Here is a 14,116-nt window from a genome sequence, read left to right as displayed (position 1 = left end):
TAAGAGCCGCTCCTTCTTATTGAATAGACAAGGAGCGGCCACTTGCTGCCTTTAAGCTATTATTTGCTTTGTTCTACACCCGCTGCCACTTTAAGGCGCAAAGCATTGAGATTGATGAATCCAGTAGCATCACCTTGATCATAAGCTTGTGATGGATCTGCTTCCATTGTAGCAATATCCGGATTGTACAAGCTAACCGGACTCTTCACACCCGCTCCGATAATATTCCCTTTGTACAATTTAACGCGTACTGTACCAGTGACATTGTTCTGACTCTCCTTCACGAGCGCTTGCAGAGCTAGACGTTCTGGTGCGAACCAGAAGCCATTGTAGACAAGTGTACTGTAACGAGTGATCAGACTATCACGTAGGTTCATTACTTCACGATCCATCGTAATCGACTCCATTTTGCGATGAGCTGTGAATAGAATGGTTCCACCCGGAGTTTCATATACACCACGACTCTTCATGCCGACGAAACGGTTCTCCACCATATCCACGCGACCGATTCCGTGTTTACCACCGAGCTCATTCAGTTGTTCCATAACCTGCAGTGGGCTAAGCTTCTTACCATTAAGAGCTACACAATCGCCTTGTGCGAATTCAAGCTCCAAGTATTCTGCCTCATCCGGTGCATCCTCTGGGGATACGCTAAGTAGGAACATGTCCTTGTTCTCAGGAGAACTTGGGTCGAACCAAGGATCTTCGAGCACACCACTCTCATAGCTAATATGTAACAAGTTACGATCCATCGAGTAAGACTTCGCTGCGGATGCCGTAACTGGAATATCATGCTTCTCTGCATACGATATCATCTCAGCACGTCCTGGAAAATCATTACGGAACTCTTCTAGACGCCATGGCGCAATAACCTTGATGTCTGGCGCAAGCGCCGCAACACCTAATTCGAACCGAACTTGATCATTCCCTTTACCCGTAGCGCCGTGAGCAATCATCGTTGCCCCTTCAGCACGTGCAATATCTACCATACGCTTAGCGATCAAAGGACGAGCAATACTCGTTCCTAATAAATATTGACCTTCATACAAAGCACCCGATTGGAACATCGGATAGATGAAGTCATTCGCGAATTCATCGCGTAAGTCATCAATATACACTTTGGATGCACCCGTTGCGAGCGCTTTTTCCTCCAAACCGTCTAACTCTTCTTTTTGCCCAACGTCTGCTGTGAACGCAATAATCTCTGCATCATATGTTTCCTTAAGCCACTTCAGAATGATCGAAGTATCCAATCCTCCGGAGTAGGCGAGTACTATCTTTTCTTTAGCCATGTTCGATAACTTCCCTTCCCATAATTCCTTATATGAACTTCCAACCTATACTTCATTCTATGAACTTAATCATACTATGAATAATTTATCCCATCAACGCAGCCATCAAGGCCTTCTGTGCGTGGAGACGATTCTCCGCTTGGTCAAATATAACAGAATTACTTCCGTCAATTACACCTTCGCTCACTTCTTCACCACGATGTGCAGGTAGACAGTGCATGAAAAGATAGTCACTCTTCGCGCCTTGAACTAGCTTCTCATCTACTTGATAGTCTTTAAAAGCAGCTTCCCGCACCTTCTGTTCCTCTTCAAAACCCATGCTTGCCCATACATCTGTGTAGATCACATCTGCATCCTTCACAGCTTCTTGCGGACTGCGAGTAACGATGATCTTCGCACCCGTCTCACGAGCAATCTCAAGACATTCCTTCACAACAGACTCATCCGGCTCGTATCCTTCAGGCGTCGCAACCGATACATTAACTCCAAGCTTGGCACCACCAATCATCAGAGAATGTGCCATATTGTTGCCATCTCCGATATATGCGAGCTTCAATCCTTGTAGCTTCCCTTTGTGCTCATACACGGTCTGATAGTCCGCTAGAACCTGACAAGGATGCGCCAAATCGCTAAGTCCATTAATGACCGGTACAGTCGCATAACGTGCTAAATCAATCACATTCTCATGACCGAAAGTACGGATCATCATTCCATCCAAATAACGTGATAATACCTGTGCTGTATCGCTAATGATCTCCCCACGTCCAAGCTGGATATCATTCTTGCTCAAGAAGAGCGCATGCGCCCCCAATTGAAATGCTCCTACTTCAAAAGACACCCGCGTACGCGTTGAGGATTTCTCAAAAATAAGTCCAATCGTCTTGCCCTTAAGCGGTTGATATACCTCACCGTTCTTGTGCTTAGTCTTAATCTCAATCGCTAAATCGATTAAATATTGAATCTCTTCTGTTGTGAAATCATCTAACTCAATGAAATCACGACCTTTTAAGTTCATTGCTTGTTGCTGTTCACTCTGCGTCATTCGTCGAAACCTCCATTCATTATTCTGATGAGTTGTAGAAAGTACAGTTAAACCCAACTAATCAGTCCATCGCGTAATCGGTCCATCGCGGATTTTAGTTGCAGAAAGTGCACTTAAATTCGGCTAAATTGCCCTCCACCGGGTTTTAGTTGCAGGAAGTACATCTAATTACTCGAAAACACCCGCTTTACCTGTAATCCCCACTTTTAACTGTATATTTTGCAACTATTTCTCTCCAACTCTAACTTTCGCTCTAATTAGATGCATGTTATGCAACTAATTTTCTATCAACATCAAACTTCAACTTCAACTTCAACTTCAACTTCAACTTCAACTTCAACATCAACTTCAACATCAACATCAACATCAACATCAACATCAAACTTCAACATCAAACTTCAACCATCAACCATCAACCATCAACCGTCGATACCCAAATCAAACAGTTGCAGAAAGTACATCTAAATTCGGCTGAATTGCCCTCCAGCGGGTTTTAGTTGCAGGAAGTACATCTAATTACTCGAAAACACCCGTTTTACCCGTAATCCCCACTTTTAACTGTATATTTTGCAACTATTTCTCTCCAACTCTAACTTTCGCTCTAATTAGATGCATGTTATGCAACTAATTTTCTATCAACTTCAAACATCAAACATCAACATCAAACTTCAACTTCAACTTCAACTTCAACCATCAACATCAAAATCAACATCAACATCAACATCAACATCAACCATCAACCTTCAACCGTCGATACCCAAATCAAACAGTTGCAGAAAGTACATCTAAATTCGGCTAAATTGCCCTCCAGCGGGTTTTAGTTGCAGGAAGTACATCTAATTACTCGAAAACACCCGTTTTACCTGTAATCCCCACTTTTAACTGTATATTTTGCAACTATTTCTCTCCAACTCTAACTTTCACTCTAATTAGATGCATGTTATGCAACTAATTTTCTACAAGGTAGCATACAATCGCTAAATTTCAACTTTTCAAACCATTAACCCTATTTTGCTACAGTCCAATAACTATTCCGTTCCCGTCTAGACCGTCTTTACCTTCGTATGTTCGTGGATTAAATCTGCCACAATCGCTACCGCCTGATCAATCTCCTGCTCTGTTACATACAGGTTAGGCAACAGACGAATGACGTTCGGTCCAGCATTGACAAATAACAGTCCACGTTGTTGTCCTTCCATCACAAGACTACCTACTGGCTCCACACATTCAATACCAACTAGCAGTCCTAATCCACGGATTTCTTTGACAAAAGGGTTCCCCTTAAGCTCCTCATTCAACTTCGCGAATAAGTATTCACTCGCCTTCGCAGCTAGCTTGGGAACATCGTCTTCCCTCATCGTCTCGATTGTAGCAATGATCGCCGCTGTGGCAAGCGGTGTTCCACCAAAGGTCGAACCATGACTGCCTGCCGTAAAGGCCTCACGTAAATATTCTTTACCTAGCATAGCACCCGCTGGGAATCCACTTGCAAGTCCCTTAGCCACGGTGAAAATATCCGGTTCAATACCATAATGTTCATGAGCGAACCATTTGCCTGTACGCCCCATCCCCGTCTGAATCTCATCGATAATTAACAGCAATCCCTCTTGCTTACACAATTCTGCAACGGCCTGCACAAATTCCTGTTGTGCTACTAACACGCCGCCTTCAGCAAGTACCATCTCCATCATAATCGCTGCCGTCTGATCCGAAATCGCTGCCTTCAGTGCATCTAGATCATGTAATGGTACCGTCTTAAATCCAGCTGGAAGTGGTAGGAACCCTTCCTTCACCTTATCCTGACCTGTTGCAGTCAGCGTAGCTAATGTACGCCCATGAAAGGATTGATTGAATGTAATGACTTCATAGCGCCCGGTTTCTTTAACCTTTTGATGATAACGACGAGCTATTTTGATTGCTGCTTCATTCGCTTCTGCTCCACTGTTACAAAAGAATACCGCATCCGCACATGAGACAGATGTTAACAAAGTAGCTGCCTTCTCTTGGTTCGGAATTTGGAAGAGATTCGATACATGCCATAACTCATCGAGTTGATCTTTAAGCTTCTCTTTTACCTTTTCCGGGGCATGACCTAGATTCGTTACCGCCAACCCACACATGAAATCCAAATATTTATTCCCTTGATCGTCCCATAACCAGCTTCCTTGACCTTTAACCAAGCTAATCGGGTAACGAGCATATGTTGGGAATAAAGCACTTGGTGGTTGATTCTGTTGACCATTCGAGCTCACTGAGTTCGCCATGTATAATTCACTCCATTCTATTCATTGGCTATATCCATCGCATTGATAATATTTATCACCGTTAATGTATTGGCTACATTCACTTTATTAGTTATGTTACCCTCGAGCTATTCGAGTTCCGATCGTCTCACCTTGCATAACACGGCTTAACACCTTCGGTTCACTACCATCTACAATGACAACTTCTTGAACATCCCCGTGGATAGAGCTCATCGCTGCACGCACTTTCGGAATCATACCACCGTAGATTTCTCCAGTCTCAATCATGTCATTAATCTGCTGCATAGTAACCGTTGGCAACACGACCTTCTCGCCATTCACCGTCTGCATAATCCCTGGCACGTCGGTCACGACGATCATCCGCTCCACACCTAGATGGGAAGCGACAGCACCCGCCGCTGTATCCGCATTGATGTTATATCGCTGGCCGGATTTATCTATACCGATTGGGGCGATGACTGGGATATAACCCATGGCCTGCACCCCTTGAATAAGAGCAGCTTCAACGTCTGTAACCTCTCCGACCCAGCCTACCTCTGCGCTATTGGCTACAGGCTTCGCTTGAATAAGCATACCGTCCACACCCGAAAGGCCCCATGCACGTCCTCCGACATTCTGAATTCTCCGTACGATTTGCTTATTAATGCTACCAGACAGCACCATCTCGACCACATCAAGGACATCCTCCGTCGTCTTCCGTAACCCGTTAACGAACTCACTCTCAATTCCGAGCTTCGCAAGATTATTCGAGATTGCCGGACCCCCACCATGAACGATGACTGGCTGCACCCCACTCTCCTGCAACTCTCTCAAGTCATGGAAGAAGGAATCGGGTAACGCTGCAAGCGTACTTCCACCGCACTTCATCACGAAGCTTGCCTGCTCCATGCTGGTGATTGGAAGTTGCTCCTTCTCTTGACCTACAATACTCGTACCCATAAATAACCCTCCCCTCTCATTGAACGTCAACATTAACGTCAGTGCCAGTGCCAGCGCCAACTTCGTCGGCGTCTACAATAGTTGCAGATAGTACACTTAAATTCGGCCCAACTCCACTAATCCCATTTTTAATTGCAAATACTACATCTAAATTACTGAAAGTTCCCTATTTTCGGCGTTTTTCCTAGTTTATGTGTCCTTTTTACAACTATTTCTCGCATCTGCTACTTTTCTTCTTAATTAAGTGTTGTTTATGCAACTAAACCGCGCTCGTTCTGCTTCCTTCGAGTGAAGGTTGTTATGCAACTGCTCCGCGCACGCATTGATACCAGCCGGTGTCTTCCTACTCCTAACTCCTAATCAAGTCCGATATGCTGCATTGATTCGTACATAATCATATGTTAAATCGCATCCCCATGCTGTCGCTTGCCCTTGGCCGCCATGGATGTCTACGAATATACGTACTGTGTCACCTTTGAGATAGACTAATGCTTCTTCTTCGTCGAACACAACTGGACGTGATCCTTCGAGCACCGAGATCGACCCCAATTGAATATCTACTTGCTCTGGATTGACAGGTTCGCCTGCTCGCCCTACAGCAGCGATGATTCGTCCCCAGTTCGCATCCGCTCCGAACACCGCGGACTTCACGAGACTTGAACCCACAACGGTCTTCGCAATGACTCTTGCTGAGTTGTCACTAACGGCTCCGTGTACCACAACTTCAACCAATCTAGTAGCACCTTCCCCATCGCGAGCAATTGCCATAGCTAGCTTCTGACATACATACGTAAAGGCATCAGCGAAAGCAGCCCAATCTGGGTGCGTCGAGTTCAGACTCTGATTGCCTGCAAGTCCACTCGCCATCGTAATGAGCATATCATTCGTACTCGTATCACCATCTACGGTAATCATGTTGAACGTGAGATCCGTAGCTTGACGCATCAGTTGTTGCAGTGCAACTTGATCGATATTGGCATCTGTCGTCATAAAAGCTAGCATCGTAGCCATATTCGGATGAATCATCCCTGACCCCTTCGCTGCTCCGGCAATGGTAATCTCCTTGCCGTCAACTACAACAGATACACAAGCCTCCTTCTTCACCAAATCCGTGGTGAGGATGGCTTGTGAGAAGTCCTCCGCGCCGACTTCGTCTTGGCTAAGACGCGGCGGCAACGCCTCGATGCCTGCGTGCACGCAGTCCATCTTCAGCAACTCGCCGATCACGCCTGTCGACGCGACAGCCACATCCAGCTCCGCCACGCCGAGCTGGCGAGCCATCTCCGCCCGCATAGCGTAGGCATCGGCTTCGCCTTGCTGCCCCGTGCAAGCGTTGGCGTTGCCGCTATTGACCACGACGGCTCGTAGCTTGCCGTCGACAAGACTCTCTCGCGTCACCTTCAGTGGCGCCGCTTGGAACACGCTAGTAGTGTACACAGCCGCTGCTGTGGCCACCACATCACATACAATCGCGCCGATATCATGGCGCTCTGTCTTTTTCAATCCGCAGTGTACTCCGCCTGCGCGAAACCCCTTCGGTGTTATAATCGAACCACCCTTAACCACCGTGTATTTTCCATGTCCGACAGGTTGTTCACTCAACTCCACGCCCTGTCCTGTAAATTGCTCACTCGACTTGGTGTCATGTCCGGCAGGTTGTTCACTTGATCCCACGCTTTGTCCTACAGTCGTTCCACTCGACTCCACTTCTTGCCCCACAGCTTCCCCACTCAACTTTGCGTCATGTCCCATAATTAGTTTCCTCGCCTTACGGATACACTGGTGTGTAACCTAAACCGAGATTTTCCTCCCATCCCATCATCAGGTTTAAATTCTGAATCGCTTGGCCCGAAGCGCCTTTTACAATATTGTCAACGACAGAAATAATCGTGATTCTTCCTGTTCGATCATCTACCAACAATCCCATATCGCAGTAATTAGAGCCTGATACTTCCTTCGTCGCTGGCCATACGCCATCTTCTCTTACTCTTACAAAAGGCCGACCTTTGTAATAGTCTCGATACAACGCAACAAAATCAGCTTGCGTATGTTCTCCATTCACCTGTGCATACATCGTACTCATAATTCCGCGCGTCATCGGTACCAAATGCGTTGTAAACGACACTGTAACCTTCTCGCCCGATACATCGCTAAGCACCTGCTCAATTTCCGGAATATGCTGATGTTTATTTATTTTATAAGCTCTCAAATTCTCATTAATCTCTGCATAGTGCGTCGTTAGATTCGTTCCACGACCTGCTCCTGATACGCCTGACTTCGCATCAATAATAATACTCGACGCATCAATCCATCCTGCTTCTATTGCTGGAATAAGCCCAAGTAGCGTTGCTGTTGGGAAACAACCTGGATTAGATACAAAGTCCACGCCTGCAACACGATCACCATACACTTCGCAAAGCCCGTATACCGCCTGCTCAATATAAGCAGGATCAGCCGCTGGATGCTTATACCACTGCTCGTACGTCGCCCCATCCTTGATTCGGAAGTCACCAGATAAATCAATCACCTTTAGACCCGCTTGAAGAAGCTTCGGAACTAATGGTGTACTTACCCCAGAAGGTGTTGCTGCGAACACAACGTCAGCTTTACTCGCCATATTCTGTATATCTAGATCGTCTAATTCTTCCATAATAATATCTGTTAAATGTGGAAAACCTTTCGATATAGGAACTCCCGCACTTGAAGACGAAATAACAGAGGTTATCTCCACCCTTGGATGCCCCTGCAATAAGCGTATTAATTCTACTCCGCCATAACCTGTTGAACCAATAATAGCTACTCTAATCTTAGATTCCACTGCCATGATTATCGTATCCCCTCTCTCTTTGACCCTGAACGATGCCGCACTAATTAAGTATGTATTATTATACATCCGAGTTAATATAAATACAACAGTTATCTGACTAGTTATACAAGAAATCGAGTATCATATGAAACCTATGCTTTTACTTCCTTAGGACAATCTCGTCACCTACGCTATTTCGTACTTCCCCACTTCATCCGACCCAATCCCTCCTATTTGGAGTTAAGGAACGCAAAATTAGATAGTGAAACTCTTCCCACCTACTTGTTCAGATAAATGTCATATTCCTGCGAGAGTGCAGGCTTTTCCTTCTAAACGAATGATACAACAAAAATACCTGCGATCATGCAGGTATTTAATCGTAAATAGGAGAGTCTCTCCCTTTATATAGTAGGATAAAAGATGTTCATCGCAGGCATCTAGAGTAAACCTCCAGAACTGGAAGAATAAAGATGTGCAATCTCGCAGGTTTTATACCGTTTTATACCATACGTCGGTTGGTGTTGTCCTATACTTCTACATTCTACACCTGCCGCTTAAATCCTTCTCCCAGAACTTCATGCGCATTGCTAATAATGACAAAAGCATCCCGATCCACTTTCTGAACCAACGTCTTCAACCGCGTCACTTCATTCTGTCCTACAACGACCATTAGTACCGTCCGATCATCCCCTGTGAAGCCACCTTGCGCATTCAACTTCGTTAATCCCCGATCTAGATCCTGAAGAATAGCAGTCGTTATCGATTCAGTATGATCCGATATGATGTAAGCGACCTTCGTATAATTAAATCCTAGCTCAACGGTATCAATCACCTTACCTGTAACATACAACGCAAGCAACGCATACAACGCCTGCTCCATCGACATAACAAACGCGGCTAGAATAATGACCGTCCCATCTAATAACACCACGCATAAAGAGAAGCTGAGACCACTTATTTTCTGAATCACCTGTGCCAGTATCGTCAGTCCTCCCGTAGATCCACGTCCACGAAATACGAGACCTATCCCGAGTCCAACACATAATCCCCCATAAATAGAAGCCAGCAACGGATTAGCCGTTGGAATTGGCCACTCTTTCGTCATCAGCACGAATAAGGGTAGAATAATACTTCCAAGCAAAGAGCGAATACCATAATCTTTACCTAGCAATAAGAAACCCAAGACGAACAAAGGAATGTTAAAAGCCCATTGTGTAAAAGCGGGTTCTAATCCAAGCCATGCCTCACCCAGCACGGAGAGTCCTGATACACCACCCGATGCAATGCCATTAGGTAGAAAGAACAAATTAAATCCTACTGCAATTATAAAAGATCCAACAATAATACAGATCGTGTCAAAAGCATGCCTTGCAGGGCCATTCATGGGAATGAACCCTCCTGATCTGCGAGTTCGTGATGTTTGTGCCATTTATGTGTTGTTCTCCTCTCATTTTTTACTAAGAATACCTCTAACCGCGTCCTTGGTGAAAAAGCTACACTCGCCAGCCACCATATTCGCAGAAAGTTACATGCTCCAACCATAATAGTCTCAGAAGACACATGCGACAGTCACCATTAGTTGTATAAAGCACACTTATATTCGGCCAAATTCCCCAAACACTAACTGTAGTTGCATAGAGTACATCTAAATTACTGGAAAACCCTACTTTTCGCCATTATCCCCATTTTAACTGTACCCTGTGCAACTATTTCTCTTTTCTCCTGCTTTTCCCGCGAATTAACTGTGCTTAATACAACTACTCGCTCCTCATCTGTCTACTTCGCCAGCCACCATCGGCTATTGGTGGATTGATAAGTGTGCGATTACCTATTCCCAAAAAAATCCCTACACATGTTAGCGTGTAGGAATTTCATATTCTTTATTCACTTTCAGCCACTTTAAGTTGGCTACGGAGATATCCATCAATAAATATATTGATATCTCCGTCCATTACAGCACCTATATTACCTGTCTCGACAGATGTGCGGTGATCCTTCACCATGCTGTAGGGATGGAATACATAGGAGCGAATCTGACTGCCCCAAGCAATATCCGAATGCTCTCCGCGAATATCTGCCAACTCTTGACGTTGTTCTTCGAGCTTACGCTCCACTAATTTGGACCGAAGGGCTGTCATCGCCCAGTTCCGGTTCTTAATCTGAGAACGTTCAGCCTGGCTCGCTACGATAATACCCGTTGGGATATGCGTAATACGTACGGCCGAATCTGTTGTATTGATATGCTGTCCACCAGCTCCCGTAGCTCGGAAAGTATCAATCTTCAGATCCTCTGTACGAATCTCCACTTCTGCATCCTCTGTAATCTCAGGTACAACATCGCAGGATACGAATGACGTATGACGTCTTCCCGAGGAGTCAAAAGGCGAAATTCGTACTAGCCGATGCACACCCTTCTCCGCTTTAAGATAACCGTAAGCATTAAAGCCCTTGATTAGCAGAGTCACACTCTTGATACCCGCTTCATCACCCGCCAGATAGTCCATCGTCTCAACTTTGAATCCGCGCTTATCTGCCCAACGAGTGTACATTCTGAGAAGCATCTCTCCCCAATCTTGAGACTCTGTACCACCGGCACCAGGATGAAGTTCTAGAATAGCGTTCATCTTATCATAAGGTTCGCTTAGTAGCAGACCGAGCTCGAATTCACCCAGTTTCTTTTTGAGAAGATGTGTAGATTCTGCAATCTCTGTGAATAAAGATTCTTCTTCCTCTTCATCTACTAGCTCTGCCATCATTTCAATATCATCGTACTCGCTTTGGAGCTTCGCATATTCATCAATGGAAGACTTCACAGCATTAAGCTCAGCAATCAAGCCTTGTGCTTTCTCACTGTCATCCCAGAAATCAGGAGCAGCCATCTTCTCTTCGAAGTTAGAGATCATCTCTTGCTTAAGATCTAAGTCAAAGAGACCCCCTAAGATTGGTTAGTTTACTACCCATTTCACGTAGATCATGTCTTATACTTGGATCGATCATAATTTTCACGTCACCTCTACAAAATATTGTCTCTTTTCACTATCAGAAAATCCCTCAATTCAGAAGGTACATCAGTACACGTATCCCAGTCCCTCGCCGAGAATGAACGTAACTTCAGAACCTCCTAGAACTAAGGGAGTCTTATTCCTGTCTCACTTCTTCATTATGATGATTGACCATGACACTGTTTAAATTTCTTACCACTACCACAAGGACAAGGATCGTTACGACCGATCTGCTGACCGACATGCACCGGAGTCTTCTCGACTGGTTCAGCATTCGTAGATACTTTGGTCTCGTCAACGACTGCTTGACGTTCCTGGTTACCCTCAATCTGCGCCTTCATAATGTAATTCGAGACTTCTTCCTGGATATTAGCTGTCATCTCATTGAACATTTGGAAACCTTCAAATTGATATTCACGCAACGGATCTGTACCACCATATGCACGTAAATGAATCCCTTGGCGAAGCTGATCCATCGCATCAATATGATTCATCCATTTACTATCTACGGAACGAAGCACAATAACCTTCTCGAATTCACGTACTAGCTCAGAACCAATACGCTCTTCACGTTCGTTATACTTCGTCTCCACGCGACTATAGATGTATTCTATGATGTCCTCTACTTCTTTAGCCCATAGATCATCACGAGTAATAGTCTCCTCATCCAAAAGCTTACTATTCATGTAATCCGCAACTTCTTGTAGCTCCCAGTTCTCAGGAATGTCATCAACACAATGTGCTGTAACTACACGTTCAACTACGCTCTTGATCATCTCCATAACAACAGCCTTGATATTCTCTGACTCCAGAATCTCACGGCGTTGCTTATAAATAATCTCCCGCTGTTGGTTCATAACGTCATCATACTGAAGTACGTTCTTCCGCGCATCGAAGTTGTTACCTTCCACACGCTTCTGAGCAGATTCAACAGCACGTGTAATCATCTTGCTCTCAATAGGTTGGTCTTCTTCAAATCCGAGACGATCCATCATATTCAATACATTATCTGCACCGAAACGCTTCATCAATTCATCACCTAAAGATAAGTAGAACTGTGTAGATCCAGGGTCACCTTGACGCCCTGCACGTCCACGAAGCTGATTATCAATACGACGTGATTCATGACGCTCTGTACCAATAATATGCAAGCCACCGACTTCTGCCACACCGTCACCCAGTATAATATCTGTTCCCCGACCTGCCATGTTAGTAGCAATCGTCACTATACCTGGTTGACCTGCCTGCGAGACAATTTCTGCTTCTTCGGCGTGGTATTTCGCATTTAGAACGCGATGCTTCACACCTTTTCGCTTCAACATCTCAGAGACAAGCTCAGAATTCTCGATAGAGATCGTACCAACCAATATAGGTTGATTCTTCTTATGTCGTTCAACAATTTCCTCCACAACAGCCGTGAACTTGCCCTTCTCGCTCTTATACACGATATCTGGCATATCTTGACGTTGATTCGGCTTATTCGTTGGCACTTGAAGAACTTCCAAGCCATAGATCTTCTTGAATTCTTCTTCCTCTGTCTTCGCCGTACCTGTCATACCCGCTAACTTGCGGTACATCCGGAAATAGTTCTGGAATGTAATCGTAGCAAGCGTCATGCTCTCATTCTGTACTTCCAAGCCTTCCTTCGCTTCGATCGCTTGATGCAATCCATCGCTATAACGACGACCTTGCATCAGACGCCCTGTGAATTCATCTACAATCATGATTTCTTCTTCCGCTACAACATAGTCTACATCAAGACGCATGATGACATTCGCCTTCAGAGCTTGTACGATATGATGATTCAGCGTTACATTCGCATGATCATATAGGTTCTCAATACCGAAAGCCTTCTCCGCCTTGTTTGCGCCCTTCTCCGTAAGAGCAACTGACTTCACCTTAATGTCAACAGTGTAGTCCTCTTCGGCTTCTAGACGCTTCACAAAGCGATCTGCTGTGTAATACAGTTCCGTCGACTTCTCAGCTTGTCCTGAAATGATCAACGGCGTACGTGCTTCATCCACAAGTATGGAATCGACTTCATCTATAACGCAGAAAGACAATGGACGTTGTACCATTTGTTCTTTATACAACACCATGTTATCACGCAAGTAATCGAATCCGAATTCATTATTCGTACCATAAGTAATATCGCAGGCATAGGCCACTTGTTTGTCTGCATGATCCATACCATTCATGTTGACCCCGACCGTCATGCCAAGAAATTCATATATTATTCCCATCTGTTCGCTATCCCGTTGTGCCAAATAATCGTTGACCGTAACCACATGCACACCTTTACCCGACAGTGCATTCAAATACACAGGGAGAGTTCCTACAAGAGTCTTACCTTCACCCGTCTTCATCTCAGCAATTCTACCTTCATGAAGTGCCATACCGCCCACTAACTGTACATCGAAATGACGCATCTGAAGTGTACGCTTGGAAGCTTCTCGAACCGTTGCAAATGCTTCTGGCAAGATCTCGTCTAACGATTCACCTTTCTCAAGGCGAGTACGGAATTGCTCCGTCTTAGCTTTCAATTGTTCATCCGAGAGCGCTACATATTCTGGTTCCATTTGGTTGATTAGTTCGACCGTCTTCATAAGACGTTTGACATCACGCTCGTTGACATCACCGAAAATTTTCTTTACAAGTCCTAGCATGGTTAACCCCTTTCGTTCAAACAGATGGTAGAACCAACTTCTTAACTTCGAGGGTTAATAATGAAATTGATTCCTTTAATGATTGGTTTGCATAAATTGTAACAG

The 14,116-nt window shown here is 44.9% G+C and carries 9 protein-coding genes; all 9 read right to left on the bottom strand.

From position 1 onward, the window contains the following. Window positions 1-59: 59 nt before the first annotated feature. Window positions 60-1,292, bottom strand: coding sequence for an argininosuccinate synthase (locus tag AC1TO9_RS10390; RefSeq protein ID WP_482056599.1), 1,233 nt, complete (start codon window positions 1,290-1,292; stop codon window positions 60-62). Between the two features lie 85 nt (window positions 1,293-1,377). Further along, a complete protein-coding gene (argF, locus tag AC1TO9_RS10385) occupies window positions 1,378-2,334 on the bottom strand; it encodes an ornithine carbamoyltransferase (RefSeq protein WP_482059094.1) in 957 nt (318 codons plus the stop codon). Window positions 2,335-3,377: 1,043 nt separating this feature from the next. Next, window positions 3,378-4,598, bottom strand: a complete 1,221-nt coding sequence (locus AC1TO9_RS10380; protein WP_482059093.1) for an acetylornithine transaminase — start codon at window positions 4,596-4,598, stop codon at window positions 3,378-3,380. Window positions 4,599-4,694: 96 nt separating this feature from the next. Then, the gene (gene argB, locus AC1TO9_RS10375) at window positions 4,695-5,486 is read right to left on the bottom strand and encodes an acetylglutamate kinase (protein ID WP_482059156.1); all 792 of its coding nucleotides are present in this window, start codon (window positions 5,484-5,486) and stop codon (window positions 4,695-4,697) included. 411 nt (window positions 5,487-5,897) lie between these two features. Beyond that, entirely contained in the window at window positions 5,898-7,289 is a 1,392-nt protein-coding gene (gene argJ, locus AC1TO9_RS10370; RefSeq protein ID WP_482059092.1) for a bifunctional glutamate N-acetyltransferase/amino-acid acetyltransferase ArgJ, read from the bottom strand. A 16-nt stretch (window positions 7,290-7,305) separates the two neighbouring features. After that, window positions 7,306-8,355 (bottom strand): N-acetyl-gamma-glutamyl-phosphate reductase, encoded by a 1,050-nt coding sequence (gene argC / locus AC1TO9_RS10365; RefSeq protein WP_482059155.1) that lies wholly within the window; start codon window positions 8,353-8,355, stop codon window positions 7,306-7,308. A gap of 529 nt (window positions 8,356-8,884) precedes the next feature. Then, the gene (locus AC1TO9_RS10360; protein WP_482056595.1) at window positions 8,885-9,772 is read right to left on the bottom strand and encodes a YitT family protein; all 888 of its coding nucleotides are present in this window, start codon (window positions 9,770-9,772) and stop codon (window positions 8,885-8,887) included. A gap of 451 nt (window positions 9,773-10,223) precedes the next feature. Then, a protein-coding gene (gene prfB, locus AC1TO9_RS10355) for a peptide chain release factor 2 (protein WP_482056594.1) occupies window positions 10,224-11,340 on the bottom strand; the annotation gives its coding sequence in 2 pieces (ribosomal slippage) (window positions 10,224-11,267 and window positions 11,269-11,340; 1,116 coding nt in all). Between the two features lie 163 nt (window positions 11,341-11,503). Continuing rightward, a complete protein-coding gene (gene secA, locus AC1TO9_RS10350; protein ID WP_482059091.1) occupies window positions 11,504-14,011 on the bottom strand; it encodes a preprotein translocase subunit SecA in 2,508 nt (835 codons plus the stop codon). Between the last annotated feature and the right edge of the window lie 105 nt (window positions 14,012-14,116).

It is taken from the genome of Paenibacillus sp. Y916 (assembly GCF_056786435.1).
Note: the sequence above shows the minus strand (reverse complement) of the source record. Positions and strands in the feature narration are given on the sequence as shown.

Excerpts from the sequence above, each read along its gene's own strand:
- AC1TO9_RS10380 (WP_482059093.1), bottom strand. The coding sequence starts at position 4,598 with ATGGCGAACTCAGTGAGCTCGAATGGTCAACAGAATCAACCACCAAGT.
- argF (WP_482059094.1), bottom strand. The coding sequence starts at position 2,334 with ATGACGCAGAGTGAACAGCAACAAGCAATGAACTTAAAAGGTCGTGAT.
- secA (WP_482059091.1), bottom strand. The coding sequence starts at position 14,011 with ATGCTAGGACTTGTAAAGAAAATTTTCGGTGATGTCAACGAGCGTGAT.
- argB (WP_482059156.1), bottom strand. The coding sequence starts at position 5,486 with ATGGAGCAGGCAAGCTTCGTGATGAAGTGCGGTGGAAGTACGCTTGCA.
- argJ (WP_482059092.1), bottom strand. The coding sequence starts at position 7,289 with ATGGGACATGACGCAAAGTTGAGTGGGGAAGCTGTGGGGCAAGAAGTG.
- AC1TO9_RS10360 (WP_482056595.1), bottom strand. The coding sequence starts at position 9,772 with ATGGCACAAACATCACGAACTCGCAGATCAGGAGGGTTCATTCCCATG.
- AC1TO9_RS10390 (WP_482056599.1), bottom strand. The coding sequence starts at position 1,292 with ATGGCTAAAGAAAAGATAGTACTCGCCTACTCCGGAGGATTGGATACT.